Here is a 26,460-nt window from a genome sequence, read left to right on the forward strand (position 1 = left end):
GCTCCGAACCGATTGCAGAATGGCAAGCGATATCCCGATCAACTGGAGGCACCCTGCCGAACAGACACCAGATCGACCACTCCGTCGAACGGGTGATAGTCCTGCACAAGCTCGCTCAGAGTGCGCCGCAGTGCCTCGACATCTCCGTCGTCTGCGGCGGAACTCAATTGCTGGAGTTTAGGCATCAGCATCTCCAATGCCATGAACCGCTCCCGTGCGCGCATGATCTTGGCATGTTCCGTCGGCTCGGGATTGTCACCAATCAACAGCTCTTCGTAAAGCTTCTCTCCCGGCCGCAGGCCGGTCGTAACGATGCTGATGTCGCCGGACGGATTTCGTTCGTCTTTGACGACCAGGCCGGAAAGTTCGACCATGCGCCGAGCGAGATCGATGATCTTGACCGGCTCGCCCATGTCGAGGACGAAGACATCGCCTCCCTTGGCCATGGAGCCGGCCTGGATCACGAGTTCGGTCGCCTCAGGCACCGTCATGAAGAAGCGCGTGATCTCGGGATGCGTCAAGGTGATAGGGCCGCCCTGGCGAATTTGCTGGCGAAACAGCGGAACGACCGAACCGGAGGATCCAAGGACATTGCCGAACCGCACCATGGTGAGAACCGTCGAGGCGCCTTCGGCCGCCAACCCCTGAAGCGCCATTTCCGCGAGCCGCTTGGTGGCGCCCATGATATTGGTCGGCCTGACAGCCTTGTCCGTGCTGATCAGTATGAACCTTTCGGCGCCGGCATCGATGGCTGCTCGTGCAACCGTCACCGTACCAAAAACATTCGTCTTGACGCCTTCGACCGGATTTTTCTCGACCAGCGGCACATGCTTGTAGGCGGCAGCGTGATAGACCATGTTCGGCCGCCAGGTCTCCATGATCTTCTGGATGCGATGTTCGTCGCAAACGCTGGCAAGCAGGGGAACGATCTGAAGCCCGCTATCCGGGTTGTTGGCGAGAAGTTCGTTCTCCAGGGCGTAGAGCCCGTATTCATTCTGGTCGAGAATCAATAAGAGAGCGGGCTTCAATCGAGCCAGTCCGCGACAAAGCTCGCTGCCGATCGAGCCGGCCGCGCCAGTGACGAGCACCACTCGCCCTCTTATGTTCCGCTCCAGCAGTGTCTGGTCGGGCGCTACCGGGGTGCGGCCCAAAAGGTCCTCGATATCCAGTTCCTGCAGATCGGTGAATTCTGCCTGACCGCCGGCCAGGGCGTTCAGATCGGGGATCGTGCGAACCGCAACGCGCGCGCCCCTGAGCTTCTCCAGAATTTCGTTGCGACGCGACCGGTCGATCTTGGGAAGTGCCAGAAGGATCGTGCGCACGTTCAGCCGTGTGCTCAATTCAACGATCTTTTCAGGATCGTAGACCGCCACGCCGCCAATGAGACTGCCATGGAGGTTCCTGTCGTCGTCGAGATAGCCGACAACCTTCAAGTCGGCACTGCTGCTCAAGGCGCCCGCAACCTGCCGGCCACGGAAGCCGGCACCGTAGACGAGCATGTTTGTCTGCGTGCTCTGACGGAGGATCCGCTTGTAGGCTTCATGCAGGAAGTACCGCGCCGTAAAGCGAGAAAGGCCGATCGCGAGCAGCAGCAGCAAGGGTTGCATGATCCCCACCGTGCGAGGCACTCCTGGGAAGCTGATCGCCGTAAACACGGCCATGAAGGCAAGGCCATAAATGGTCACCGCCTTCAGAACGGTAACGAAGGCCGACCAGCCAAGGAAGCGGAAGATAGCCCGATATAGGCCCATCGTGATGAAGATCGGCAGTGCAATTATCAGCGAAACGGGAATGGTCAGGAGCTGAATTCCGGTCAGCGCCACCCATTCGTTCAATCGAAAGCAGAAGGCGAGCCAGATGGTCAGGATGCAGAGGCATGAATCGACCAGCAGCGCCAATACCCGCTTGGCGGGCCTCGGCAGATCGAGAATGTTTTGAACGTACCTGTCGGAAAGCGCCCGCATCTTATCCTATCCCTGCAGGCGCGCGGGGATTGCGTCGGACGGGCCGGTGATATCGGAAGCAACGCCACTTCGCTGACCCAAGCGCGAACGCAGCCTCATCGAACAGGCAAAACATGTGGCAGCAAACAGCAAGGAGTAGGACTCGCCGATCGCAAGCCGGTTGTTCGAATTGCTCAGGATCGTGAAGCCAAAGTAAACCGCGAACGTCAGGTAGCAGGCAAAGGCACTCCTGCTGATCACGCCTGCCGATGAAGCACGATAGACACGATAGATGCCTGAGACAACGATCAGCGCCAATATTGCGAGGCCAACGATCCCATATCGAACCAGAATCTCCAGATAGCCATCATGCAACAACGTGTATGGAACGCTGGCATAGGGTGTCGTCCGCCAGATCGTAAGCCAGCCGTTTCCGCTGCCGAAAATCGGCGAAACGGATATGACATGCAGCGCGTTGGTCCAAAGCTGCAACCGCTCATCCATCGACATCGGGGTCTGCGGTGATTCGATTGCCTCCTTCATCACGCGCTCAAGCGGCGCGCCGCCATCCAATCGCTCCGCGATCATCACAGTGGCATTGAGCGTCGCGGCCCCGTAATGCGCGACGTTGTCACGAACCTCGTAGATGCCCCACGACAGAAGCAGGAGCCCACCGATCGCGGCGACCAGCACGGTCTTTTTCCTGAGGTAAAGGAGTGTGGTGACAGCCATCAGACCAACGGCAGGCAGCAGCGCCAGCCAGACACCCTTGGACTTGGCGCCATAAATATTGAAAATCGCCAAGCCGATAACAGCCACGGCGATCGCCAGCACAATTGCCTTTGCCCGTGCGGAACTGCCAATCTCCCACTGATGCACCGCCCAGTAGAAGGCTCCGATGAAGATGAAGCCGCACCCGACGGCGCCGTGAATGGAATTATGATGGAAAGCGGGAGATATGTACTCGCCCGCCATGATCGCTGAAAACGGCGTCGAGACAGCAAGAAGGACAAGCGCACCGCAGAAGAAGGCCAGCAAGATTGGCTTTATGAGATGCCAGCTCGTCTGCAGTGCCACGCCCATCGCGGGAAAGAAGATCGCGAAAGCGTAGAGCCATTCCGACGCGCCTTTCTCACCGGCTGAAATCAGGCCGAAGAGGAATCTCGACAAGGCGAAGACGCCCCAGGCAATGCAGACGATCGCAAGCCAGTCACTCAATACCGGGCGGAAAGGGGCCCTGCGAAGCGTGAAGGTCAAACCCATGATGAGGATGGCAGCATATCGATAGGCATCGCTTTCTATCAACGTCACGGACATCATGGCCAGCCATAAGATGCCGGTGGTGACATCGAGGGCTGACGACTTCACCAATTTGCGAAATATGGGTGCCGTCATGATAGTGCGTACCGGATTCGGCGTGCATACTCGATCACGCGAAGAAAATGCGTCGCGAGCTTGCGGGCGCCTCGCAGTTTTACGGCGCGGTATTGAGCCCGATCGGCAATCTGGCTCATAGCCGAGCGCTCGGACAACTCGACGATATTTTGTCGAACCGTGTAAATGCTGACGCCGGTCTTCCACCCCCGCTCGAGTGTCATATCATAGGGGAATTCGATATTATCGGCGCTTTTAAGCAGCTTGCGGGCCCCTTCACGCGTGACCAGGTAGCAAGCCGCAGACCCCTGCGGACCGTGCAGACAGCGCCCGACCGCGTCTCCATACTCAGAAACAGCCACTGTTCGGCACCACCTTGATCTGTGATTAAGCAACTTTACTACCTCGGCGGAAGGCACTGCTCGCAAGATTGCCTCTGCTCTATTGGTAAAATCATGACGTAATTCGACGTCATCTTCCATGATGATGGCGTTTTCGTAGTCGCTGGAAAGAAAGGCTTCCAGGGCTCTGATATGAGCGCGATAGCAGCCATATTCGCCAGGCAGCATCGCTCGGCCATTCCGGCGCAGGAACGCCTTCTCATTGAACCCGGATCTTTGCGTCGACGGGATCACCCTTCCATCGACGCCGGGGACTCTGTTGATCTCCATGCCAGCAAGAGTTGCTTGCGACGAAACGTCCGCCCATCGCCTTGACGAACTGTCCAGATTGATCACATACGCGCCGGTCAAACCTTGCAAACGCCCCATTCCCGTCAATGTGTTCAGTTTCAGCATCTGATCCGCGTCATTTGTGGCACTTCCCTGGCTCTGCGTCGCTCCCGCCTCGAAGAGGCTGCGGATGCCACAAGCAATCGGCCGCCTTGGCCGGCTTTAATGGATAGTATTTCCGTCGATCCTTATCTACAACACCTTCTACGTGTGCATCCACAATTGCGACGGTGATCATGCTGCGTGACCGAGGCCAACGCGACAAATCACGTCCTGCTGTGGTGAACCACACAAAATCCAGCGCTGGGGCCTCCTATCTTCAACATGGCCGGTCTTTGCAAGCCAAATGTTCGACCAGTGCATCAGTTTTCGACGATAGCTGTCCCGTTCCCGAGCTTTGCCTTAACCCCAATGCGTTGGTTGGCTGGCTGTCGAAAGAGGCGGCAGATGCGAAAAGTCCCGATCGAAATCGAAACTCCCTGCATAGACTTCCTGTTGCTGCCGGATCGCCCCTTGCGTGCGCTTGTGCCTCTGCTAAGCCTTCTCAGGCTGCAAAACGAAACGCAAGTGAAAGAGACAGGGCTCATGTTCCTGAGCGATCGCCAAACGGAAATAGTCGGAATGGCCAAATCGAACGGCCGCGTTTTCGTCGAGGATCTGGCTGCCCATTTCTCCGTCACGCCGCAGACGATCCGCAAGGATCTGAACGACCTCTGCGATGCACAGATCTTGACGCGTGTTCATGGTGGAGCGACCTTCCCGAGTGGTACCGAGAACGTGAAATACGAGGCGAGGCGCCAGATTGCGGCCACGGAGAAACAGGCGATCGGCGTTGCAGCAGCCGGTCTCATTCCCAACAACGCCTCGCTTTTCATCAATATCGGCACGACAACCGAGGCGGTCGGGGATGCGTTGACGAACCATCACGAACTGATGGTCATCACCAACAACATCAATGTTGCCAACAGACTGCGACTGTTCCCGACGATCGAGGTCGTCATCGCTGGCGGCGTGGTGCGTGGCTCCGATGGCGGTATTGTGGGGGAGGCAGCCGTCGATTTCATCAGGCAGTTCAAGGTAGACTATGCGGTTATCGGCGCGTCTGCGATCGACGAGGATGGCGCACTGCTTGACTATGACTTTCGCGAAGTGAAAGTCGCGCAGGCAATCATTGCAAATGCGCGGCATGTCATCCTCGTGGCCGATTCAACAAAATTCGAGCGGACTGCGCCCGTCCGCATTGCGCAACTTCCCCAGGTGCATACGTTCATCACCGATCGGTGCATTGCGCCGTCGATCCGCCGCCTCTGTCAGGAAAACAGCGTGAAGTTGATCGAGACCGGATCAGCGGATGCATAGTCACTGACAATTTGGGGTTCATTTGATCCAGGTCCTACGTTAGCTTTTGCCCATGAGTCTAGAAACCGTTCGCGCATTCTTCCGCGCCTATGCTCCCGACATCGAGATCATCGAAACCGCCGAAAGTTCCTCGACGGTGGCGCTGGCTGCGGAGGCGCATGGGGTCGATCCAGCCCAGATAGCCAAGACGATCTGCCTGCGTGTCGGTGAGGAAACGATGCTTGTCGTTGCCGGCGGGCTTGCGCGGCTCGACAACAGGAAGTTCAAGGATACCTTCGGGGGCAAGGGCCGGATGCTTGGGCCAGACGAGGTCGTGGAGGTTACCGGCCATCCCGTGGGGGGTGTCTGCCCCTTCGGTTTACAAACGACTATGCCGATTTATTGCGACGTCTCGCTGAGGCAATTTGACGAGGTGGTACCGGCAGCCGGCTCCACCAATTCAGCTGTACGCATATCGACCGAACGCTTGGCGGAACTCACCAAGGCAACCTGGGTCGATGTCTGCCAATGAAGATCGCCCCCTAAGGCTTCAAACCCGCGAGGCAATCCCTATATAAGCTCCCGACATGCATCATTTGTCATGACAGGAGAGATTGGATGCCGAGTGCCGTTTCGCGTTTTGCCAAGATTGCGGCGATTGCCGCTCTGACAGGCGCTACCGTGTTTGCCTCGATCGGCGAGGCTGATGCGCGCCGGGCTGGCGGCTTCGGATTCGGCAGCCGTGGTACACGGACCTTCCAGGCGCCGCCCGTTACCCGCACCGCCCCGTCGCCTGCCGCACCGATTGAGCGGTCGATGACGCCTCGCCCGCAGACCAACGCGCCGTATGCCGGCCAGCAACCGCTCGGCGCGCAGAGGCCCGGCTTCTTCAACGGCTTCGGACGGTCGATGATCGGCGGCCTCATCGCTGGCGGTCTTCTTGGCATGTTGCTCGGCCACGGTTTTGGTGGCGGCTTCGGCTTCCTCGGCATGTTGCTGCAAATCGCTCTGATTGCGATTGCGATTTCCTTTGCCATGCGCTTCTTCGCCAATCGCCGCCAACCGGCCTACGGGGGTTCTGGTCGCGCAACGGCTAGCAATATGACTCCAGCCGGCAACGGGTCGTTTCAGATCCCGTCGATTGGATCGGGGCTGGGCTATCAACAGCCACAGGCAAGCGCGAAACCAAATGACGAGCTCGGTTTGAGTCCACGCGATCTTGACCGCTTCGAGCAACTGCTGACGGAGGTGCAGACCGCTTATGGTGCCGAAGACTACGGCACATTGCGTCGTCTGACGACACCGGAGGCCATGTCCTACCTGGCCGAGGAACTGGGGGAGAATGCGACGAACGGCGTGCGCAACGAAGTCTCCAACGTCAAGCTGCTGCAGGGCGATATTGCGGAAGCCTGGCGGGAGGATGGCGCGGACTACGCGACGCTCGCGATGCGCTATTCGTCTGTCGATGCGCTTGTTGAGCGGGCAAATGGCAAGCTCGTCAGCGGGGACAACAGTCGACCTACGGAAACAACGGAAGTCTGGACCTTCGTCCGCAAGGGGGCGGACGAGTGGAAGCTTGCCGCGATCCAAGGCACGGAGCAGCGCGCCGCGTAACCTCGCGTCGCATCAACCTTCCTGGGCAGTCGGCACGACCCAAAGCGGGCGATCGTCACGTTTGCCTCGCAGGGCCGGCGCCGACTGGTCCTCCACGGCAAGGCCCTCTTCGCCTTCCTGAACGTCTACTTCATAGGTATAGTCGTAAAGCATTTCACAGGCGCGATCATTGGCCTTGATCTTCGCCTCGGTTTCGCCGATTGCAGTCGAAATCGCCTTGATCCGTGCGCGCAACATGGAACCGAGGATGTCGGTGGCCGGTCGCTTCTCCAGCCGCTCCAGGTGATGTTCGATCCGTGAGGCGTGGCGCTCAAGTTCTCTTTTGCTGAAACGCGCCTTTCGCATTTCCTCGGAAAGGTCGGACCGCATGCGGGCGAGGGGATCGAACGTGCCTGGCTCGCGTTCGTCCAGGGTCAGTTGATTGACGAGCTTTTCGATGACGATAAGTGCCTGCAGATCGACGGGATCGGCCAGTTCGACATCGTAGCCGGTGTCATCGAAGACCTTTCTGCGAACTGGATCCAACAGAAGCTCGTAGGCCTTCTGGACGCGGCTGAACGCCTCCGGGTCGCCACCAGAGTCCGGATGCGTCGCCTTTGCGCGACGCCGATAAGCAGCCTTCACCTGTTCGTCGGTCGCGTCTCGCCGGACCCCAAGAATCTCATAAGGATTGGTCACCATCCCTCCGTCGCTGTTCGGACATTGCCGTGACACCCATGAAGGGCATTCGTCCATCGAGGCCTTCTTCTACCATCACTGGGGCGGAGTTTGGACAAAAAGAATAAACAAAATCCCCTGATTCAATGCAGGCATGACACGGTTATCGGACGCGCGATTGCGGTCGATGGAGATCCACCGCCCCATTCACCCGTTCAACACCCTCGCCCTTTGAGCATGCCAGGCGCGTCATCGCGCTCGCGCTGAAAATAACCCATGCCCAGTCTGCTGCTTAATCGATATAATCCCGCGGCCCGCGTTGACGCATTTCGTCAAATCGAGTTCTATCCGCCACCATTTGTCCGGCCCCTCCTGGAGGTCCCGGAGAATTCGGAGGAGGTTTCATGCGCACTATCCGCAAGATCGCAGAATTGCGCGATCAGCTTGGTGCCTATCGGCGCGACGGCAAGACGATCGGCTTTGTGCCGACGATGGGTTTCCTGCACGTCGGACACATGGAGTTGGTCAGGCGCGCGCGCGCCGAAAACGAGGCGAGCGTTGTATCCATCTTCGTCAATCCGCTGCAGTTCGGGGCCAATGAGGATCTCGCCAAATATCCGCGTGACCTGACGCGCGACAGCGCGATGCTTGAGGCCGCCGGCGTCGATATCCTGTTTGCACCCGATGTCAGCGAAATGTATCCGGAGCCGATGCTGACGGTCGTCGATGTGCCGGCACTCGGAAACCAACTGGAAGGGGAGGTCCGCCCCGGACATTTCGCGGGTGTCGCGACCGTTGTGACGAAGCTCTTCAACCTCGTGCAGCCGGATCGTGCCTATTTCGGCGAGAAGGATTACCAGCAGGTGGCGCTCATCAAGCGGATGGTCAGGGATCTCGCCCAGCCGGTTCGTGTCGTTGCCGTGCCGACCGTACGGGAGACCGATGGCCTGGCTTGCTCGTCGCGCAACGTCTATCTCAGCGAGCGTGAGCGGGCGGCGGCCATTGTCGTGCCGAATGCGCTGGCGCAAGCCGAGCAGCTCTATGCGAAGGGCTGCGATAGTCCCGAGGAGCTGGAGGCTGCGTTGAGGCAATTCATCGCGACGGAGCCGCTCGCCACGCCTGAAGTGGTCGCGGTGCGGCACCCGGAAACCCTGGAACGATTATCCTCGCTGCAATCGGCGCCTGCCCTTGTCGCGCTTTTCGTGCGTGTCGGCACGACGCGGCTTCTCGACAACAAGATCATCGGGCTCAAATCGGTCAAGAATTCGAGGGCAGCGTAGTGAGCACCCACAGCAAGCAGAAGCGGCTGACGACAGCCTCGATTCGGGCGATGAAGGGCAAGGACCGTGTCGTCTGCCTGACGGCCTATACGACGCCGATCGCCCGCCTGCTCGATCCACACTGCGACCTTCTCCTGGTTGGCGATTCGCTGGGGATGGTCCTTTACGGCATGGAAACAACAGTTGGCGTGACGCTCGACATGATGGCTGCCCATGGCCGCGCCGTTATGCGCGGCGTATCGCGTGCCTGCGTCATCGTCGATCTGCCCTTCGGTAGTTACCAGGAGTCAAAGGAACAGGCCTTTCGAAGCGCCGTCCGGCTGATGCAGGAGACCGGATGCGACGGCATCAAGCTGGAAGGCGGAGAGGAAATGGCGCAGACGATTGCGTTCCTGACAGCAAGAGGCGTTCCGGTCTTCGGTCACGTGGGGCTGATGCCCCAGCTCGTCAACACCGCCGGTGGCTTCCGGTCGCTCGGCCATTCCGATGAGGAGGCGGCAAAGATCAGGCGCGATGCACTGGCAGTCGCAGAAGCCGGTGCCTTTGCGGTCGTGGTCGAGGGAACCGTCGAGCCCGTTGCTCGTGACATCACGGCTTCCATTCCCGTGCCGACGATCGGCATCGGCGCATCCCCTGCCTGTGACGGGCAGGTACTCGTGTCGGACGATATGTTGGGGCTTTTCAACGACTTCAAACCGCGCTTCGTGAAACGCTATGCTGATTTGAGCCCTCTGGTGTCTCAAGCCGTCGAAGCTTACGCCGAGGAGGTCCGCACCGGGCAGTTCCCCACCAAGGAACATACGTTCCAACGCAAGTCATAGTGTCCAGTCGCCACCTGTGATCCCGTACGTCATGGGGCGGCGAGGGCTACCGCCATAGGCGCTGGAACACGGATTGGGGCGTTTAGCGTTCGCGGAGCCAGGCGTCGATCCCTCGCGCGGCGGCCCGGCCGGTGGCGAAGCATGCTGTTAGAAGATAGCCGCCTGTAGGGGCTTCCCAATCGATCATCTCACCTGCGACGAAAAGGCCGGGGAGTGCCTTCAGCATATAGTTCCGGTCAATCTCCCCCCACTCGACGCCACCTGCCGAGGAAATCGCCTCGGCGATCGGGCGCGTTCTTTGAACGGGGATCGACAGGGCCTTGATCAGACGCGCCAGTCGATCGGGATCATTGAGGTCCGTGGCACTTGCGAGCTCTCGCAGAAGCGCCACCTTCACGCCATCGAGGCCAACTGCCTTGCGGAGCCGGTTTGACAGGCTTGCTTTTGGATCTTGCTTTCCAAGCGCGTTGGCGATGCGCTCCTGTGTGCGTGCCGGCACCAAATCGACGTCAAGCGTTGTGGTTTCGCCAGCCGCCAAGCTCTCTCTCAGCGCGGCCGCGTGGGCGTAGACGAGGCTGCCCTCGATGCCATGCCGGGTTATCACGAATTCTCCCGGAATGGTGCCGACCCTTGAGGTTGCCGTGACCGATTTGACCGGCTCACCGGAAAAACGCTCCCTCAGGTGCTCGCTCCAATCGACATCGAAGCCGCAGTTGGCAGGCTGAAACTCATCGATGGCGATGGTCTTCTCTCTCAGCCATGGCAGCCAGCTTCCATCGGAACCAAGCCGTGGCCAGCTCTTCCCGCCAAGTGCGAGCAGGGCTGCATCTGGTTTGACCACATGTGCAGCCCCGCTTGCCTCGATCGCATAGCCTCCATCCGAAAAACCGGTCCAGCGGTGCCGGGTGAGGATCTGAACACCTTGCGCCTCAAGCCTTCGCAGCCAGGCGCGCAGGAGCGGCGAGGCTTTCATGGCCGTTGGAAACACCCGACCCGAAGATCCGACGAATGTTTCGGTGCCAAGCCCTGCGGCCCAGGCTCTCACTTCCGACGGCTTGAAGCCGTCCAGCGCTTGGCGCAGGCGGGCATTCGACGTGCCGAAGCGTGACGCAAAGCGATCGTAGTCCTCGGAGTGGGTGATGTTTAGCCCGGACTTGCCGGCAAGGAGAAACTTCCGCGCAACGGTCGGCATCGCTTCATAGACTGTGACGGTGTGCCCGGCCGACGACAGGCTTTCAGCGGCCATCAGGCCTGCCGGCCCGCCGCCGAGGATCGCGATTTGCTTCTTGACCATGAAGTGTTGCCCAGGCTCGATCTGCAAACTCTCTCATGGCCCGCGCGAGCGTCATGTGCAAGAGCGCTGCGATGGGAATGGATGCTCCAGTACATCCTGTGCATTTAAATGGGGCTTTGTTCTGCAGAACGCGCGCCTGCGGACAGTTGGGCACGCCGCCTTAAGCGCCGCTGTAACATGGCTGGCATCGTTTGGGCGAAGATCAATCCACGATGCGGGGCGTGAATTTCGGCTTTGCAGGTGTCTCGGCTTTTTTCATTGCCTCTTCGTGATACCAGCAACTTTCGTAAACGGATGGAGTCATCCCCTGTTCAATATCAGTTTGACGTGTTTCGCCTGCGCCAAAGCGCTTCTGTGGAAATGCGTGGATCGTTGCAGTCTCGTGATGCACACCAACGGCCATTTTGTGCCTCCTTGTTCACCTGCCTCCGAAGACGTCGACGCGACGATAGCACATGTGCACATGATTTGCGCGATATGATTGAAAAAGGTGCAATATTTGTCAGAATAATGAGCATTCAAATTTGCTGCGATTTATATCAGAATCCTTGAAGGTTCAAAATATAGGCAAATGCATAAGTAGTAATCATTGTAAGGTGGGTGCGAAAAAAATGTTGCACTTGAAGGCGCCCCGCCATCGGAGCTTCTCGACCGATGCGCCAACCATTTCCCTGGCGACTAAATGATTGAGTCCGCTATCAGTTCCACGCCCACGATCACGGCCAACTAGCCTGCAGCCCGCCGATCGACCGGCGAGCTTTGAACAGTTCGCGATGCCGTTCAAACCAAACTGGCACGCGACGTGCATATCGTTTGGCAGCCCTTCGCGGCCTGGTCGCTTCAACGGTCGGTTCGCGTGAGGTTTTGCTCACGATTTATGTTTGAGAGACTCGCAAATGACCAAGTATAAGCTCGAGTACATCTGGCTCGATGGGTACACCCCGGTACCAAATCTCCGCGGCAAGACGCAGATCAAGGAATTCGACGCTTTCCCGACGCTCGAGCAACTCCCGCTCTGGGGCTTCGATGGTTCGTCCACGATGCAGGCCGAAGGCCGCAGCTCTGACTGCGTGCTGAAGCCGGTCGCGATCTATCCGGACCCGGCGCGCACCAACGGCGTTCTCGTCATGTGCGAAGTCATGATGCCCGATGGCGTCACCCCGCATCCGTCCAACAGCCGCGCCACCATCCTCGACGACGAAGACGCATGGTTCGGTTTCGAACAGGAATATTTCTTCTACGAGAACGGTCGTCCGCTCGGTTTCCCGGAAACCGGCTATCCGGCTCCGCAGGGTCCGTACTACACCGGCGTTGGCTACTCGAACGTGGGTTCGATCGCTCGCGAAATCGTCGAGGAGCACCTTGATCTGTGCCTCGCAGCTGGCATCAACCACGAAGGCATCAACGCCGAAGTGGCGAAGGGTCAGTGGGAGTTCCAGGTCTTCGGCAAGGGCTCAAAGAAGGCTGCCGACCAGATCTGGATGGCACGCTATCTGCTGCAGCGCCTGACGGAAAAGTACGGCATCGACATCGAGTATCACTGCAAGCCGCTCGGCGACACAGACTGGAACGGCTCGGGCATGCACTGCAACTTCTCGACCAAGTTCATGCGCGAAGTCGGCGGCAAGGCTTATTTCGAAGCGCTGATGGCGCAATTCGAAGCGAACCTGATGGACCACATCAACGTCTATGGCCCTGATAACGACAAGCGCCTGACCGGCAAGCATGAGACGGCTCCGTGGAACAAGTTCTCCTATGGTGTTGCTGACCGTGGTGCCTCGATCCGCGTTCCGCATTCCTTCGTCAAGAATGGCTATCGCGGTTATCTGGAAGATCGTCGTCCGAACTCCCAGGGTTGCCCTTACCAGATCGCTTCGCAGGTTCTGAAGACGATCTCGGAAGTTCCGACTGCCGGTTTTGCTTCGGCCGCGGCCTAAGCCAGCAATCTTGCGTTAGATTTGGTGGCGCCGGTCGGCTGATCGGCGCCATTTCCTTGACTGGCGGCCCGCTGACACCGAATTTGCAGCGGAAACGCCCTCGCACGCGCCGCTGCGATCCATCCACCAAAATCACCCGGTGGTTGAAAAGTCCAGCCGGACAAGCATAATCCTTTTGCGTTGTCGGTGTTTGGTCCTATACTCCTGGCGGATCCTCCAATCGCGAGTTGCCGTGACAGGGAAACACAGCCACTTCCTCCGCTTGCTCGGAACGCCTGCACTTTTTGCAGAGGGGCACGAGATTGCGTTGCCGGAGAAGGCCTATGCGTTGCTCGCCCTTCTGGTGTGCGCGCCGCAATATTCCATGGACCGCGAGATCCTGCGCGGCATACTCTGGCAATCGGATCAATCCAAACAGCGTGCCGGCAGCTTGCGCCAGCTACTTGCGCGTATCGATCGCAGCATTCCCGATGATATGCCCCGCCTTGTCAAGGCGACCAACAGCCATGTCTCGTTCAACGACGAGGGATGGAATGCCGACGTTCTGGTCTTGACCAATACGGCCGCGCCGTTGCCACGTCCTGCGTGGGATTTGCTTGGCGGCGAACTCCTCGAGGGGTTCAAGGCGCCGACGATTGAAGCGGAAGAGCGCATCGGTGTGGAGCGACAGCGCATCGCCGACCGTCGCGAAGCCCATATCATTTCACTGCTTGAAACGCCGGAAAAGCGAACCTCCGACGATGTCCTCTTCCTCGCGGGTCTGCTCGTCGAGGCCGACCCTGCCAACGAGGTCGCTTGCCGGGCGCTGATGAAAAGGCACGTTGACGCGGAAGATCTTGCAGCCGCGCGCCAGGCATATTTTCGCTGCCGCGGTGAGCTGAAAACCGAATATGGTGCGGAACCGGATGGCGTGACGCAGGCCCTCGCGCAGGAACTCGGCATCATCGCTCCAGCAATGCTGGCCAGTTCGCCCATGACTGTGCCAACGATCGCGCCCACCGACCCGGTCGGGCAGCCCCGTGTCCTCATTTTGCCGCCGGATTCGATTTTGTCTGACCCGATGCTGCAGCGTGTGGGGCGAGCCTTGCTGGAAGAGGTAACGATCGGCCTGAGCCAGCAACGTGGGTTCAAGGTTATTGCCGCTCATACCAGTCTGGAAATCGTCAATCGCAATCTTGCGGGCATTGCTGCTCCAACGCCGCCCGAACTGCGCTTTGACTATACGGTCTATGTCACCATCCATGGCCGTGATGACGACATTTATGCGACCTGCCGATTGACGAAGACCTCAACGGCCGAGGTGCTGTGGGCAATCGACCTGCCGCTCGCCATGCAGAAGGTCAATCACTCCTTCGGGCAGCTTGCGCGGCGTATCGTGATGACGCTTGCCGACACGATCGAGCGCCGCGAGCTTCTGGACATGACGCACGACGTCAACCCGTCGGCATACCGGTTATACCTTGAAGGAAAGCGTCTCGTTTCGAAGACGGATCTGCAGCATCTGCGGCAGGCGCGCAAATGGTTCAAATCGGCGCTGGCCCGTCACGACAGATTCTCATCCGCGCACGCCGGAATGGCCCGCGTGCTCGGCATGGAGTGGCTGGTGCGCGGGATGAAGGACACGCAATTACTGGAGGATGCCGACCGGTCCGCCTGGCTTGCGCGCGACACCGACCCCAATAGCGGGCGGGCGATGCGTGAGTTGGGCTTTGTCGCTCTTTACCGTCGCCGCTTCAGCGACAGCCTCGATTTCTTCGCGGAAGCGCAGATGCTCAACCCGAATGACGCCGATATCCTCGCCGACCATGCGGATGCGCTTTTGCATGACGGACAGAGTGACAGGGCACTGGAGTTGAGCCTGGCGGCGATCAAGCTCAATCCGCTGCCTCCGGATTACTACTACTGGAACCTCGGTGGCATTCACTTCGTCCAGGAAAATTACGCAAAGGCGATCGAGGTACTCGATCGCGTCAAGGATCGTCCGGCGACCTCGCGCCTCTTGGCCGCAGCTCATGCGAAGAACGGCGACCTCCGGACCGCGTCGCGTTATGCCGCCATTGTCCTCGAAAATTTCCCGGATTTCCGTACCGATGACGTCTGGCAATTCGTGCCGGATCGCAATCCGGAGGACACGCGTCAGCTGATCGACGGTCTTCGCATCGCCGGACTGTCCTGAAGCGCTACAACTTCGGCGTTTTCCCTCTTTTCTGATGAGAATCTCGGTCACGCCGAAATAACGCCCGTTGGTGCATCTTCTCTGTGTCCGCAGCGCAATGCTGTTTTCAAACAGGAGATGAAACAATGACGACGACACAGATCAAGCCCGTTGCAGTCCGTCTTTCGGCAGCCGCTCAGGCCGTCCTGAAGCAGGAAGCAGTGCAGCTCGACACGAACGCGACGGCGAATATCGTTCACGCCCTGAAGTTCCGTTGAGGATTGATGCGAATGTCTGTTCAGACCTCACTCGAGCGCCTGGCGCAAGATCTCAGCCTCTCATCGGCCGGCATCAACAGCTATCACGACCGCTCGTTGACACCTGGGCAGACATTCGCGGCGATCAAGCCGCATTTCAAGGAACTCGGCATTACAAGGGTGGGTCTGCTCACCGCGCTGGATCTCCTTGAGATCCCCGTTGCCTTTGCCACGCGACCGAACAGCTATACGCTCTCCGTCTTCCAGGGAAAGGGCATCGACGAGGAGGCGGCAATGACCTCGGCTGCGATGGAGGCGGTGGAGACGCGTGTTGCCGAGAGCCAGCCAAGCGACCTTGTCATTGCGACCGTCGCCGGCATGAGGGCTGAGCATGCGCCGATGATCGACCTTGATTCGGTGGCCCGTTGTGTCCCTTCGGAGATTGGTTCCGAGCCGATCGCCTGGGGCGAGGGCCTCGATATCATGTCCAACCGTCCGGTCTTCGTTCCCTGGCCGCTCGTCGGCCTCGACCATCGGGGCACCCGGCCGTCGGGTTTCGAGCAGTCGAGCGACGGTCTCGCTTCCGGAAACCGGCCGGCGGAAGCCGTGCTTCACGGTCTTTGTGAACTGGTTGAACGCGACGCTTGGGCGCTGACGCAGTTGCGTCCCTATGAACAGCTGCGCGGCGCGCGGATTGATCCGATCGCGTTCGGCGACCCTGTGCTCGATATCATTGTCGATCGCATCCGTCGCGCTGGAATGCGTCTGTTGCTGCTCGACATGACGACCGATATTGGCGTTCCGAGCTTTCTGGCAGTTATCATTCCCGGCAATCTCGGCGAGCGCGTGGATGCCCGCTGGACCCATGTTTGCGGGGGATGCGGATGCCATCCTGATCCTGTTCGCGCAGCACTGCGAGCAATCACCGAGGCCGCACAGAGCCGACTGACGGCGATTGCCGGCAGTCGTGACGACTTTTCCCCGCGTCTCTATCAGAGGCTCGATGATGGTGGCCCGATGCAAGAGCTCATCAATCTCTGCGACGAAGCCCCGGTTACTCCCAAATTCTCTCTCGAAGCCCCGCAGCGCACCATGCAGGAAAACATCGGCCGCATTCTCGATCGCCTCAGGTCGAGGGGCATCGATCAGGTGGTGGCCGTGCCGCTTTCCCATCCGGGTCTGCCGGTCTCGGTCGTTCGTATGATCGTTCCTGGCCTCGAGGTGGATGTCAGCGGCGAATTCATTCAACTCGGATTGCGGGCCGTGAGCGCCATGCAGGGAGCGATACAATGAAGGTCATTTTTGGCGGTCCGAGTTTTGGCGCCGACATCGATAGGCTTCGGGTCGAGAATCCGTCGATCCTCTTTCGTGGGCCGGCTGCACGCGGCGACATATTCCAGGCGGTGCGAGATGGAGCGCATGCGATCGGGATTGTTGACGGCTACTTCGGGGAAGTGCCTTCTGTGTGGCACAAGGAAATCCTTTATGGGCTGCAGCACAATGTCATCATTGTCGGAGGTGCCAGCATGGGCGCGCTTCGCGCAGCCGAATGCGACGCGTTCGGGATGGTTGGGGTCGGCACGATCTACGAGGACTATGCCGAGGGTCGCCTGATCGATGACGAGGCCGTCGCGCTCGTGCATGCGCCGGAAGAGCTCGGCTGGTTGCCGCTTTCGGTTCCGTGGGTGGATTTTCAGCCGACGATCGACGGTCTCTATCGGCAGGGCGCACTTTCGCCTGCCGAGCACAAGATGCTGTTGCTCGCGGGCCGTTCGATCCATTTCTCAGAGCGTACCTATCCCAAGGTCGTCGAAGGCTGCACCCTTTCCGGTGACGGCCGTGCCAAGGAGATCCTGCGGCTGATTCGCGCCGGAAAGGTAGAGCGCAAGCGTCAGGACGCCGAACTCGTCCTGCAATATCTGCTGGAGGTGAGGTTTGCTCCCCAGCCGCGTGACTGGGGCTTCGCCGCCACCTCGCATTGGGAGCTTTTGCGGGCGGAAGTCACAGGTGCTGTCACGCCTGTAACGCCCAAGTAACGCCGGACCTGAATGATGGATATCGCTGAAGCCCGGAAGGCTCATCATTGGAGAAGGCAGTGACAATGAACATTCTGACGCGGGACGAGGGTACGGGTAGCGAGTACGCGAGAATCTTCCGGTTGCTCTCGGCGGCAAAGGATGAGGCCCAGAAGCTCAAGCTGAACAATCTGATGCACTTGACCAACATGGCTCTTCTTCAGGTGGTCATCGACTGGGACGGGATTGACCCCGAACGGGAGCTCGACGTCAACCTCGAAAAGCTGATCGGCACCAAGACGCAGGTCGCAATGAAGGATGCCAGCGAGAATCTAGTGCTTCTCGACTGCCACTGACGGACCGGGGTGACGTTGGGACTGCGCCTTTACTCGCCGTCGTCCAGCTGTTCCATGCCGGCAATTGCCTGTACGAGCTTTACGATCTTCTTGCGAACTTGCTCGTTCTTGATCGACAGGAAAGCGGCATTGAGCAGCACGCCGTCGCGGGAAACAACGAATTCCTCGCTGGGCGTTGGATTATCGTTGGCCGAGTTTGGGTTGACGTCCTCGAAGAAAGATCGGACGTCGACATCGAGGGCACCGGCAATTTCGACCAGCATGCTCGCTGAAACGCGGTTTGATCCCTTTTCATATTTTTGGATCTGCTGGAAGGTGACGCCAACCCGATCACCAAGTTCGGTCTGCGATACTTTACGCATCAGACGCTTTATGCGGATTGTCTTCCCGACGTGAACATCAACTGCATGGGGACCTTCCTTCATCGCTCTCTCCTTCCAACGCCGGTTGTTACGCGACTATTATGCCAGCAATCAACCTAACGGAGATAATTGAACGGATCAATTGCGTTGATGTGTTTTTTATCCCGCATAGAGAGCCTATGGGCAACATATTGGATATTCGGCTTTCGGCCCGATTTGCGAGGGGTTTAAATCGCAAATTTCTGTCACGGGGAGCAGCAACCACAGGTCGTGCGCAGCCGGCCGTTTTAAGTTGACGGATTCCCCCGCGTCGGGGTAGCGGCAATCCTGTGTGCTGGCGAGCCTTTCCGCCTCCAAACTCCGGAGCGCTTTCGCGGCGCGATGTGGTATGCCACTGATAGATCAGTCGATACAGATGGATTCGTAGCTGCCGTGACGATCGGGTTTGCCCATGCCGAATTGATAGCCGTACTGGTTGCGGTAACGGGTGGCGAACCGCGTGTCATGACGATCCGATCCGGCGATGCACTGCCGTCCGGTCCGTTCGAAATGGGACATCGCACACTGCAAAGCGGTCTGCGCGAATGGGTTCAGGAGCAGACGGGCCATCCGGTCGGCTACCTGGAGCAGCTCTATACCTTCGCCGACCGCGATCGAAACAACGAGATCATGGGTGGCCGGACGATTTCGATCAGCTACCTCGGCCTTGTGCATGAGCAAGCGACGCCAGGAGGCGGCCGACCCGGCTGGCAGGGCTGGTACGGCTATTTTCCGTGGGAAGACTGGCGTACCGGGCGACCGGTGGTCCTCGACCACCTGGTCGGCTGCCTTATGGCGTGGGCCGAGCGTGATCCGTCCCGTCGTGAGGATCGGATCCGTCGGGCAAATTTCGCCTTTGGGCTCGGCGAGGCCTCATGGAACGAGGATCTTGTATTGCAGCGTTACGAGCTCCTCTATGAAGCTGGCGTTGTGAGCGAGTCGGGCTGCGCAGCCGAAACCAATCCGGGCCGGGCAATGTTCGCGGACCATCGGCGTATCCTTGCGACAGGCATTGCGAGATTGCGTGCGAAGATCAAGTATCGCCCGGTCGTTTTCGAGTTGATGCCGGTGAGCTTCACGCTGCTGCAGTTGCAGCGCAGTGTCGAAGCGCTTGCCGGGCTGACGCTGCACAAGCAGAATTTCCGCCGACTGATCGAGCAGCAGGAACTTGTCGAGGAAACCGGCGAGACGACGAGCGAAACGGGCGGACGCCCCGCAAAGCTTTTCCGTTATCGCCATGCTGTCCTGGAAGAACGCGCGCTCGCCGGATCAAAGCTGCCAATCTCCCGCAATTGACATATGCTCACAACGAGAATATCTATGCGCTCTAGATATGCTCTGATTGAGTATAAATAGGAGCCGGCCATGAACCACAGCGTTTCCGCATCCTCGCTCTACGAGCGCGTTCGTCGTGTTATCCCCAAGGCGGAGTGGATGTCGTTCCAAGACGATGTCGAGGCGATCCTTGAGCTGAAGCGGCGGCGAAACGCCGTCATTCTTGCGCATAACTATCAAACGCCGGAAATCTTCCACGGGGTCGCCGATATCGTCGGCGACAGCTTGGCGCTGGCGCGCAAGGCAATTGACGTCGAGGCGGATATCATCGTGCTTGCCGGTGTGCATTTCATGGCCGAAACGGCCAAGCTCCTCAATCCCGACAAGACGGTGCTCATCCCGGATATGGGGGCCGGTTGCTCGCTGGCGGATTCAATCACGCCCGAGGATGTGGCGCTTCTACGCCAAGCTCACCCCGGCGTGCCTATTATTACCTATGTGAACACCTCGGCGGCCGTGAAGGCGGCATCGGACATTTGCTGCACATCGGGAAATGCCAGGCAGGTTGTCGAGTCGCTCGGCGTGCCGCGCGTGCTGATGATTCCAGACGAGTATCTCGCCCGAAACGTCGCCCGCGAAACGTCGGTCGAGGTGCTTGCCTGGCATGGTCATTGTGAGGTCCATGAACTGTTCACGGCGGATGATGTCAGACAGCTTCGTGAGAACTATCCCGGGTTGACGGTGCTGGCGCATCCCGAATGTCCTCCGGATGTCGTGGCCGAGGCGGATTTTGCCGGGTCGACGGCGGTGATGTCGGATTTTGTCGGCCAGCAGCGTCCGGCCCGTGTCGTGCTCCTCACCGAATGCTCGATGAGCGACAACGTCGCTGTGCACCATCCCGATGTTGAGTTCATCCGCCCCTGCAACCTTTGCCCGCACATGAAACGGATCACGCTCGCCAATATCCGCGCTGCACTCGAGGAAAACCGCCACGAGGTCACCGTCGACCCTGAAGTTGCCGTTTCTGCAAGGCGTGCGGTCGAGCGGATGCTTGCGATATGACCGCGCTTCTCGGGTCATTGAGCGGGCAGGTCGTCGTCGTGGGAAGCGGGCTCGCCGGTATGATGACGGCGCTGACGCTGGCGCCGCAGCCGGTTGTGCTCATTACCCGCGGCGCCATTGGTGCGCAGACCTCGAGCGCCTGGGCGCAAGGGGGGATTGCCGCAAGCCTTGGCGAGAATGACAGCATCCAGTTGCATCTGTCCGATACACTTGCTGCCGGCGACGGCCTGTGCGATCCGCAAGCCGCGTCCGAGATCATCGAAGAGGGGTCGGCCGTCATCGCCGCCCTGGAGCGCGCCGGCGTTGCTTTTGATCAGGACAGTCAGGGTCGTCTGGTCCTTGGCCTTGAGGCGGCACATTCGCGTCGACGCATCGTGCATGTATCCGGGGATGGGTCGGGTGCTGCGATTATCGCCGCTCTGGTGGAGGCAATCGCCAACACGCCCTCGATTACCACGCTCGATGCAACCGAGGTGCGCTCGCTTCTGACCCATGATGGATCTGTCAACGGGGTGGTCGTCAACCGGGGAGGGCAAACCGCTGCCATCATGACCAACAGAGTGGTGTTGGCCACAGGTGGGATCGGCGGACTCTACGATGCCACGACCAATCCGATGTGCAATTTCGGCCAGGGGATCGCGCTGGCGGCAAGGGCAGGGGCAAGGCTTGCCGATATGGAATTCGTGCAGTTTCACCCGACCGGCCTTGACTCTGCGCGACGGCCCCTGGCGCTTGTCAGCGAGGCCGTGCGCGGCGAAGGAGCTGTTCTCGTCAACGACAGGGGTGAGCGCTTCATGACCGGTTTCGACGGCGCCGAGCTTGCTCCGCGCGACGTCGTTGCGCGCGCCATCAGCGCCGAGCTCTCGCTGGGGCGGCGTGTCTTTCTCGACGCCCGTGCTGCGCTCGGCAATCGCTTTGCCTCCCGCTTTCCAACGATCCATGCACTCTGTCAGGACGCCGGAATCGACCCGGCAATCGATCTCATTCCAGTGCGCCCCGCCGTCCACTACCACATGGGCGGTGTTGCGACCGATTTGACGGGGCGCAGTTCGCTCCCCGGTCTTTGGGTCATCGGCGAGGCCGCCTCGACCGGGCTGCACGGCGCCAATCGTCTGGCCAGCAATTCGCTGCTCGAGGCGGCAGCCCTTGGTATTCGGGCCGCCCGTGATATTGGAGCGACATTGCCCGGCACCGTTCGGGCGGCCCCGACAGTCTCAGCCGGGCCGGCACCGGATGCGTCGGCGGTGCGCGCGATCGTGTCGCGTCACCTCGGCGTGCTGCGCAATGCTGGGGCTCTCCAGGGTGCGATCGCCACCCTGCTGCCGCTCGCGGCATCCGACGGACCCGCTGCTGACCCGGCGATCGTCGCATTGACAATTGCCGTCTTCGCAATGCTGCGCAAGGAAAGCCGCGGTGCCCATGCCCGCACCGATTTTCCGCTGAAGCTGCCTGTCGCCGAACGCCGCTTCATGACATTTGCCGATGTGCTCGATGTCGCACACGCCGCCACCCATTCTTTCGCCCGGAGTGCCTGATATGTCCCTTGCCCCTTTGCCGCGCCTCATTATCGAACCGATGGTGCGCACTGCCCTCGTTGAGGATCTCGGCCTTGCCGGCGACATTACCTCGGCGGCGGTCATCCCCGCCGATCATCGCTCGTCTCTGGTTATGGTGGCGCGGCAGCCCGGTGTCGTCGCAGGCCTGGATGCGGCTGAACTCACCTTCCAGCTGGTCGAGCCAACGATCACCATGGCCCGTTACATGGAGGATGGATCCCCGGTCAGGCCCGGTGACATCATCGCGGAGATCACCGGACCGTCGCGTGGGTTGCTGACGGGGGAGCGCACGGCGCTGAACTTTCTTGGACATCTGTCCGGGATTGCGACGGTGACGGAAAGCTTGGTTGAGGCGGTCAGGGGCACGAAGGCGTCGATTGCCTGCACCCGCAAGACGACACCTGGGCTGCGGGGCCTGGAAAAATACGCGGTGCGCGCCGGCGGGGGCATGAACCATCGGTTCGCGCTTAATGATGCCGTCCTGATCAAGGACAATCACGTGGCGATTGCCGGCGGCGTGGCCGAGGCGATCCGTCGTGCCCGGGCGGGCGTTGGGCACATGGTCAAGATCGAGGTCGAAGTGGATACGCTCGAGCAGCTCAGTGAAGCGATGCGAGAGGGTGTTGATGCGGTCTTGCTCGACAACATGACGCCGGCGCAGCTGCGCGAGGCCGTCGCAATCGTCGATGGTCGCGCGATCACCGAAGCGTCGGGAAGAGTAACGCTTTCAACGGTTGCCGCGGTCGCCGCCTCAGGCGTTGACCTCATCTCTGTTGGCTGGTGTACGCACAGCGCGCCGACGCTGGATATCGGGCTCGACGTGCAAGGCTGACCGATATCGTTGGCAAATTCGTCGCGTGTCACGATTTCTGCGGCGCGCCACGAAGACCGGAAGGACCGGCTTGAGACGGCCCGGAGTATCCCGTCATGTGTCCAGGCGCGATATTCGGTTTCAGAGATGAGCGTTGGCTGCGCCGACACGAGGTTCTTTCCTCGACCTGAATAGTCGAAGGATGCGCGCTTCCGTTTCAGGCGATCGAGCATCCTGCGGTGGTGTTCGGCGTTCCTTTCGGCGAGCAGGTAGGCTGGAAGCCCTGATGAGGTCTTCGACCCTTGCCTGTTCATCCATGAGCAGCCGCTACATCGTCATCATTGTCGCAACAATGCCAAGGTCGCGACGAGCTGACCCGCGTAAAGCTGAGCGAGGTTACGGGTCTGCTCATCCCTGGATCGCTCCGCCTCGCCGAGATAAAAATCAAGAAGCAGTTCTGCTAGCGCAGTGGGTGGGATATCTGCCACCCCCACCGAGTTCTCAAACTTCAATATGCGTCCCCCGAAGGCTGCAACGCGCTGCGCCCAGCCGTTCTGTCGCAGTGTCGTTGGCTCTCGCGAGGGCGGATGATCATTTTGAACGAGTGTCCGAAGGTGAGCGTCAAGTCTGGTTTCAACGTCGCGCAGGAGGATCGTTTCAGTCTGCGCGTGCTTCTGAAGATGGAAGGCCAAACGCCGTTCGTGGCGCAGAACAGTGACGTGCCCGAGCTCCTCGCGCGCCATACGTTCCGCCGCCTCGGCAATCTCCTGTGTCGGCGCGTGGGCCGAAACATACGTCCAGAAGAGGAAGGCCCGTTCCTCGTTTCGCACAGCGACCGAAAAGGCCCGATAGGCCGAAAGCAGCGCGGGGTCCGTGAGGTTCATACCTTCATCGTCAAAGACGTCCTCCGGTTCGGCGCCCGCAGCGACGCTGGCCATTCCCATTTGACCTGACCAATCCTCTACGGAAGCAAGATGGCCACGTTCCTCGGCAGCCAGTCGTTCGAACACGGCAACCAGGTCGGGCTTTCGCGATCGACGCATATGGTCCGCCAGCGTCTCATAGCCAGCAATGGCTTCAGTCTCCATAGCCTTCGCCGTTGCCAGCAACTCCGGCATCGAACGGATGGTCATCGGTTCTCTTGGCAATTCTGTCATGGGTCGCTCCTGAGACGCGCCGTCTTGCGGAAACGGTTATCAGATGGAAAGATTTTCCCGTTTGATACATGTCAAAGAGGGGCTGCTGCGTCGCGACTACACCTTTCACCGTAAACCGCCAACGTGGGTGTACGGGGAAGAATGCTTTTGAAATCGAGACCTTGGCTGCAAGCCTGCTTGCAAGCGCTACTCGTGCTTGCTGCAATCTGGTTTTCTGCCGTTGCTTGCAGCGCCGCTGATCAGCTTGCGACGTACATCCAAAAGGTAGAACCCTCGGAACTTTTCCAGGGAGCGGACAGCTTTGGCCCGCCGCAGGGAGAGCCTCCGATCGCCCCGGTGTTCCGCGGGAGCGAGGTTCTCGGTTACGCCTACCTGAACTCGGACTTCACGGCGTCCGCCGGCTATTCCGGAAAACCAATCCACATCGTGGTTGGCATTGCGGCCAATGGCGTCATTCGCGGTATCAAGCTCGTCGATCACAAGGAACCGATCGTCCTCATTGGCATTCCGCAGGCCCGTGTCGTTGCGGCGTTGAATTCGATCATCGGCAAAGATCTCGGACGTGTCGCCGCTGGCCTCGATCGTCCGCCGCAGGTCGACATCGTCAGCGGTGCGACAGTAACCGTCTTGGTCATGGGGGATAGTGTAGTCCGCTCGGCCGTGAAGCTTATTCGTGCCCATCGGCTCGACAGTCAGCAGCAAACCGCCGGAACGTCGGTCGCAACGGAAGTCAAGCGTGTCGACGAGGCAAAGGTAGGCACGCAGGATTGGGAAACGCTCCTTGGAGACGGTTCGATCCGCAGCCTGCGGCTGACAGTGGGTGAGGTCTCGGAGGCTTTCCGCACATCGAATAAGGACGCGGCTGCCGCAAGACCGGAAGCGACGCCTGAAACCGAACGATTCATTGATCTCTACGTTGCTCCGGTCAGCGTTCCAATCATTGGCCGGAGCCTGCTCGGTGACACCCTGTATGAACGGCTTCGCAAGCAACTGCAGCCGGATCAGGCAGCAATCCTCGTTGCCGGCGACGGTGCTTACTCTTTCAAGGGGTCAGGATATGTGCGCGGCGGGATCTTCGATCGGATCGAACTCCTTCAAGACGGGCAAGGTGTCAGATTCCACGACCACGACCATACCCGCATCCCGGCGCTCGCAGCAGCCGGCGCGCCCCGACTGAGGGAAATCGCCCTCTTCGCCGTTCCCAAGGATTTCACCTTCGATGTAACCGAACCCTGGGAGCTGCAGCTCCTGGTACAGCGCGCCGGCGAGGGCACACAGAAGGCCGTGCTACCCTACAACCTCGGCTACTCGCTCCCCACACCCTATGTGAAGGTCGAGAAGGCAAGCCAGACGCCTGCTGCCGCCCCGGTCTCCACAGCGCCGCGCGTGCCGCACCCGGAAGCAACCGTCGACGAGGGCGAAGCTCCGCTCTGGATAGCGATATGGCAGGGAAGCCGCGTCAAGATCGCGATAACGATCGGTGCGCTTTTGACGTTGACGGCAATCTTCTTCTTTCAGGACTGGCTTGTCCGCCGGCCGAAACTGTTCGCCTACGTCCGGAACGGCTATCTGCTATTTACCCTTGTTTGGCTGGGGTGGTTCGCCAACGCGCAGCTTTCGGTCGTCAATGTTTTCACCTTTGCCAATGCTCTCGTGACGGGGTTCAATTGGCAGTTCTTCCTGGCAGCCCCGCTCATTTTCCTGCTCTGGGCAGCGGTCGCGGCGGCGCTCTTGTTCTGGGGCCGCGGACCCTTCTGCGGGTGGCTTTGCCCGTTCGGTGCACTGCAGGAGCTTACCAGTAACGTCGCCAAGAAGCTCAAGGTGCCGCAGGTCAAGCTGCCGTGGGGTCTGCACGAGCGTCTCTGGCCATTGAAGTACATCATTTTCCTCGGTCTCTTCGGCCTTTCCTTCTATTCGATGGCGCTTGCCGAGACGCTCTCCGAGGTAGAGCCGTTCAAGACTGCGATCATCCTGAAGTTTGCACGCCAGTGGCCGTTCGTGCTGTTCGCGGTCACACTTCTGGTCGCCGGACTCTTCATCGAGCGCTTTTACTGCCGTTACCTGTGCCCGCTGGGCGCAGCGCTCGCCATTCCTGGGCGGATCAGGATGTTCGAGTGGCTGAAGCGTTGGCCTGAATGCGGCTCGCCGTGCCAGCGTTGCGCGAAGGAATGCCCGGTTCAGGCCATTCATCCCGAAGGTCAGATCAATGTGAACGAGTGCATCTACTGCATGCACTGCCAGGAGCTGTACCAGGACGACCACCGCTGCCCGCACATGATCCAGGTCCGCCTCAAGCGCGAGAAGTTCATGGCGCTGTCGACACCTGAATCCAGAGGAGAGGTCACCACCAAGAAGAAGGTCGAGGTTACCTACAAGGGTAGTCCAATCAAGAAAGCAGATTCCGCGTCGGATCAGCCGGCGTGAAC

At 59.7% G+C, this 26,460-nt stretch carries 24 protein-coding genes; 16 read left to right on the forward strand and 8 right to left on the reverse strand.

The features are described 5' to 3' along the window. Positions 1–38: 38 nt before the first annotated feature. The 3 genes from RHIBUN_RS0117910 to RHIBUN_RS0117920 are packed head-to-tail and all read right to left on the reverse strand — an operon-like array spanning position 39 to position 4,114. Positions 39–1,964 carry a nucleoside-diphosphate sugar epimerase/dehydratase gene (locus RHIBUN_RS0117910; RefSeq protein ID WP_025660592.1) on the reverse strand — a complete coding sequence of 642 codons (1,926 nt, stop codon included), beginning with the start codon at positions 1,962–1,964 and terminating at the stop codon, positions 39–41. Positions 1,965–1,970: 6 nt separating this feature from the next. Then, positions 1,971–3,338 carry an O-antigen ligase family protein gene (locus tag RHIBUN_RS0117915; protein ID WP_025660593.1) on the reverse strand — a complete coding sequence of 456 codons (1,368 nt, stop codon included), beginning with the start codon at positions 3,336–3,338 and terminating at the stop codon, positions 1,971–1,973. Further along, on the reverse strand, positions 3,335–4,114 hold the full coding sequence (locus RHIBUN_RS0117920; RefSeq protein ID WP_051420069.1) for a glycosyltransferase family 25 protein: 780 nt from the start codon (positions 4,112–4,114) through the stop codon (positions 3,335–3,337). The genes RHIBUN_RS0117915 and RHIBUN_RS0117920 overlap by 4 nt, the downstream gene beginning before the upstream one ends. A gap of 519 nt (positions 4,115–4,633) precedes the next feature. Here RHIBUN_RS0117920 and RHIBUN_RS0117925 point away from each other — a divergent pair. The 3 genes from RHIBUN_RS0117925 (at position 4,634) to RHIBUN_RS0117935 (ending at position 7,000) form a co-directional block, all read left to right on the forward strand. Next, positions 4,634–5,407 (forward strand): DeoR/GlpR family DNA-binding transcription regulator, encoded by a 774-nt coding sequence (locus RHIBUN_RS0117925; RefSeq protein WP_025660595.1) that lies wholly within the window; start codon positions 4,634–4,636, stop codon positions 5,405–5,407. Between the two features lie 52 nt (positions 5,408–5,459). Further along, complete coding sequence (locus RHIBUN_RS0117930) at positions 5,460–5,918, forward strand: YbaK/EbsC family protein (RefSeq protein WP_025660596.1); 459 nt, start codon at positions 5,460–5,462, stop codon at positions 5,916–5,918. Positions 5,919–6,004: 86 nt separating this feature from the next. Next, the gene (locus tag RHIBUN_RS0117935) at positions 6,005–7,000 is read left to right on the forward strand and encodes a Tim44 domain-containing protein (protein WP_025660597.1); all 996 of its coding nucleotides are present in this window, start codon (positions 6,005–6,007) and stop codon (positions 6,998–7,000) included. Positions 7,001–7,012: 12 nt separating this feature from the next. On the opposite strand, the gene RHIBUN_RS0117940 is transcribed toward RHIBUN_RS0117935, so the two are convergent. Further along, positions 7,013–7,678, reverse strand: coding sequence for a J domain-containing protein (locus RHIBUN_RS0117940; protein WP_025660598.1), 666 nt, complete (start codon positions 7,676–7,678; stop codon positions 7,013–7,015). A gap of 383 nt (positions 7,679–8,061) precedes the next feature. Between RHIBUN_RS0117940 and panC the strand changes: the two genes are divergently transcribed. After that, positions 8,062–8,937 carry a pantoate--beta-alanine ligase gene (gene panC, locus RHIBUN_RS0117945; RefSeq protein WP_025660599.1) on the forward strand — a complete coding sequence of 292 codons (876 nt, stop codon included), beginning with the start codon at positions 8,062–8,064 and terminating at the stop codon, positions 8,935–8,937. Then, a complete protein-coding gene (panB, locus tag RHIBUN_RS0117950; RefSeq protein WP_025660600.1) occupies positions 8,937–9,758 on the forward strand; it encodes a 3-methyl-2-oxobutanoate hydroxymethyltransferase in 822 nt (273 codons plus the stop codon). Before panC ends, panB begins: the two co-directional genes overlap by 1 nt. An 82-nt stretch (positions 9,759–9,840) precedes the next feature. Here panB and RHIBUN_RS0117955 read toward each other — a convergent pair whose 3' ends face one another. Both RHIBUN_RS0117955 and RHIBUN_RS0117960 read right to left on the reverse strand, forming a co-directional pair. Then, positions 9,841–11,052, reverse strand: a complete 1,212-nt coding sequence (locus RHIBUN_RS0117955; protein ID WP_025660601.1) for a TIGR03862 family flavoprotein — start codon at positions 11,050–11,052, stop codon at positions 9,841–9,843. A gap of 202 nt (positions 11,053–11,254) precedes the next feature. Next, positions 11,255–11,455 (reverse strand): DUF2735 domain-containing protein, encoded by a 201-nt coding sequence (locus RHIBUN_RS0117960; protein ID WP_025660602.1) that lies wholly within the window; start codon positions 11,453–11,455, stop codon positions 11,255–11,257. Positions 11,456–11,948: 493 nt separating this feature from the next. Between RHIBUN_RS0117960 and RHIBUN_RS0117965 the strand changes: the two genes are divergently transcribed. From RHIBUN_RS0117965 to RHIBUN_RS0117990, 6 genes are all read left to right on the forward strand, one after another. Then, on the forward strand, positions 11,949–12,989 hold the full coding sequence (locus tag RHIBUN_RS0117965; RefSeq protein ID WP_018858119.1) for a glutamine synthetase beta-grasp domain-containing protein: 1,041 nt from the start codon (positions 11,949–11,951) through the stop codon (positions 12,987–12,989). A 232-nt stretch (positions 12,990–13,221) separates the two neighbouring features. Next, positions 13,222–15,165: a BTAD domain-containing putative transcriptional regulator gene (locus tag RHIBUN_RS0117970; protein ID WP_037217099.1), complete on the forward strand. Its 1,944-nt coding sequence runs from the start codon at positions 13,222–13,224 to the stop codon at positions 15,163–15,165. Between the two features lie 125 nt (positions 15,166–15,290). Further along, positions 15,291–15,422, forward strand: a complete 132-nt coding sequence (locus tag RHIBUN_RS37920) for a hypothetical protein (RefSeq protein WP_007795609.1) — start codon at positions 15,291–15,293, stop codon at positions 15,420–15,422. Between the two features lie 12 nt (positions 15,423–15,434). Then, positions 15,435–16,694 carry a YcaO-like family protein gene (locus tag RHIBUN_RS0117980; RefSeq protein WP_025660604.1) on the forward strand — a complete coding sequence of 420 codons (1,260 nt, stop codon included), beginning with the start codon at positions 15,435–15,437 and terminating at the stop codon, positions 16,692–16,694. Next, positions 16,691–17,437: a TfuA-like protein gene (locus tag RHIBUN_RS0117985; RefSeq protein WP_025660605.1), complete on the forward strand. Its 747-nt coding sequence runs from the start codon at positions 16,691–16,693 to the stop codon at positions 17,435–17,437. Before RHIBUN_RS0117980 ends, RHIBUN_RS0117985 begins: the two co-directional genes overlap by 4 nt. Before the next feature lie 65 nt (positions 17,438–17,502). Further along, a complete protein-coding gene (locus RHIBUN_RS0117990; protein ID WP_018858115.1) occupies positions 17,503–17,772 on the forward strand; it encodes a hypothetical protein in 270 nt (89 codons plus the stop codon). 29 nt (positions 17,773–17,801) lie between these two features. Here RHIBUN_RS0117990 and RHIBUN_RS0117995 read toward each other — a convergent pair whose 3' ends face one another. Beyond that, complete coding sequence (locus RHIBUN_RS0117995; RefSeq protein WP_025660606.1) at positions 17,802–18,197, reverse strand: helix-turn-helix transcriptional regulator; 396 nt, start codon at positions 18,195–18,197, stop codon at positions 17,802–17,804. A 369-nt stretch (positions 18,198–18,566) separates the two neighbouring features. Between RHIBUN_RS0117995 and RHIBUN_RS0118000 the strand changes: the two genes are divergently transcribed. The 4 genes from RHIBUN_RS0118000 to nadC all read left to right on the forward strand — a co-directional run bounded on the left by RHIBUN_RS0118000 (position 18,567) and on the right by nadC (position 22,898). Beyond that, entirely contained in the window at positions 18,567–19,469 is a 903-nt protein-coding gene (locus RHIBUN_RS0118000) for a membrane protein (RefSeq protein ID WP_025660607.1), read from the forward strand. Between the two features lie 69 nt (positions 19,470–19,538). Continuing rightward, the gene (gene nadA, locus RHIBUN_RS0118005) at positions 19,539–20,510 is read left to right on the forward strand and encodes a quinolinate synthase NadA (protein ID WP_025660608.1); all 972 of its coding nucleotides are present in this window, start codon (positions 19,539–19,541) and stop codon (positions 20,508–20,510) included. Next, positions 20,507–22,045 carry an L-aspartate oxidase gene (locus RHIBUN_RS0118010; protein ID WP_025660609.1) on the forward strand — a complete coding sequence of 513 codons (1,539 nt, stop codon included), beginning with the start codon at positions 20,507–20,509 and terminating at the stop codon, positions 22,043–22,045. The genes nadA and RHIBUN_RS0118010 overlap by 4 nt, the downstream gene beginning before the upstream one ends. 1 nt (position 22,046) lies before the next feature. Continuing rightward, complete coding sequence (gene nadC / locus RHIBUN_RS0118015; protein WP_025660610.1) at positions 22,047–22,898, forward strand: carboxylating nicotinate-nucleotide diphosphorylase; 852 nt, start codon at positions 22,047–22,049, stop codon at positions 22,896–22,898. Between the two features lie 317 nt (positions 22,899–23,215). Here nadC and RHIBUN_RS0118020 read toward each other — a convergent pair whose 3' ends face one another. Next, positions 23,216–24,034 carry a ferritin family protein gene (locus RHIBUN_RS0118020; protein WP_025660611.1) on the reverse strand — a complete coding sequence of 273 codons (819 nt, stop codon included), beginning with the start codon at positions 24,032–24,034 and terminating at the stop codon, positions 23,216–23,218. A 141-nt stretch (positions 24,035–24,175) separates the two neighbouring features. Here RHIBUN_RS0118020 and RHIBUN_RS0118025 point away from each other — a divergent pair, with 141 nt between their 5' ends. Further along, positions 24,176–26,458 carry a NosR/NirI family protein gene (locus tag RHIBUN_RS0118025; RefSeq protein WP_025660612.1) on the forward strand — a complete coding sequence of 761 codons (2,283 nt, stop codon included), beginning with the start codon at positions 24,176–24,178 and terminating at the stop codon, positions 26,456–26,458. The last annotated feature ends 2 nt before the right edge of the window (positions 26,459–26,460 follow it).

The organism is Rhizobium sp. IBUN, from assembly GCF_000510625.1.
GTDB lineage: Bacteria > Pseudomonadota > Alphaproteobacteria > Rhizobiales > Rhizobiaceae > Rhizobium > Rhizobium altiplani.

Coding starts and splice junctions, on each gene's coding strand:
- RHIBUN_RS0117910 (WP_025660592.1), bottom strand. CDS start 1,964: ATGCGGGCGCTTTCCGACAGGTACGTTCAAAACATTCTCGATCTGCCG.
- RHIBUN_RS0117915 (WP_025660593.1), bottom strand. CDS start 3,338: ATGACGGCACCCATATTTCGCAAATTGGTGAAGTCGTCAGCCCTCGAT.
- RHIBUN_RS0117920 (WP_051420069.1), bottom strand. CDS start 4,114: ATGCTGAAACTGAACACATTGACGGGAATGGGGCGTTTGCAAGGTTTG.
- RHIBUN_RS0117925 (WP_025660595.1), top strand. CDS start 4,634: ATGTTCCTGAGCGATCGCCAAACGGAAATAGTCGGAATGGCCAAATCG.
- RHIBUN_RS0117930 (WP_025660596.1), top strand. CDS start 5,460: ATGAGTCTAGAAACCGTTCGCGCATTCTTCCGCGCCTATGCTCCCGAC.
- RHIBUN_RS0117935 (WP_025660597.1), top strand. CDS start 6,005: ATGCCGAGTGCCGTTTCGCGTTTTGCCAAGATTGCGGCGATTGCCGCT.
- panC (WP_025660599.1), top strand. CDS start 8,062: ATGCGCACTATCCGCAAGATCGCAGAATTGCGCGATCAGCTTGGTGCC.
- RHIBUN_RS0117955 (WP_025660601.1), bottom strand. CDS start 11,052: ATGGTCAAGAAGCAAATCGCGATCCTCGGCGGCGGGCCGGCAGGCCTG.
- RHIBUN_RS0117960 (WP_025660602.1), bottom strand. CDS start 11,455: ATGGCCGTTGGTGTGCATCACGAGACTGCAACGATCCACGCATTTCCA.
- RHIBUN_RS0117965 (WP_018858119.1), top strand. CDS start 11,949: ATGACCAAGTATAAGCTCGAGTACATCTGGCTCGATGGGTACACCCCG.
- RHIBUN_RS37920 (WP_007795609.1), top strand. CDS start 15,291: ATGACGACGACACAGATCAAGCCCGTTGCAGTCCGTCTTTCGGCAGCC.
- RHIBUN_RS0117980 (WP_025660604.1), top strand. CDS start 15,435: ATGTCTGTTCAGACCTCACTCGAGCGCCTGGCGCAAGATCTCAGCCTC.
- RHIBUN_RS0117985 (WP_025660605.1), top strand. CDS start 16,691: ATGAAGGTCATTTTTGGCGGTCCGAGTTTTGGCGCCGACATCGATAGG.
- RHIBUN_RS0117990 (WP_018858115.1), top strand. CDS start 17,503: ATGAACATTCTGACGCGGGACGAGGGTACGGGTAGCGAGTACGCGAGA.
- RHIBUN_RS0117995 (WP_025660606.1), bottom strand. CDS start 18,197: ATGAAGGAAGGTCCCCATGCAGTTGATGTTCACGTCGGGAAGACAATC.
- nadA (WP_025660608.1), top strand. CDS start 19,539: ATGAACCACAGCGTTTCCGCATCCTCGCTCTACGAGCGCGTTCGTCGT.
- RHIBUN_RS0118010 (WP_025660609.1), top strand. CDS start 20,507: ATGACCGCGCTTCTCGGGTCATTGAGCGGGCAGGTCGTCGTCGTGGGA.
- nadC (WP_025660610.1), top strand. CDS start 22,047: ATGTCCCTTGCCCCTTTGCCGCGCCTCATTATCGAACCGATGGTGCGC.
- RHIBUN_RS0118020 (WP_025660611.1), bottom strand. CDS start 24,034: ATGACAGAATTGCCAAGAGAACCGATGACCATCCGTTCGATGCCGGAG.
- RHIBUN_RS0118025 (WP_025660612.1), top strand. CDS start 24,176: ATGCTTTTGAAATCGAGACCTTGGCTGCAAGCCTGCTTGCAAGCGCTA.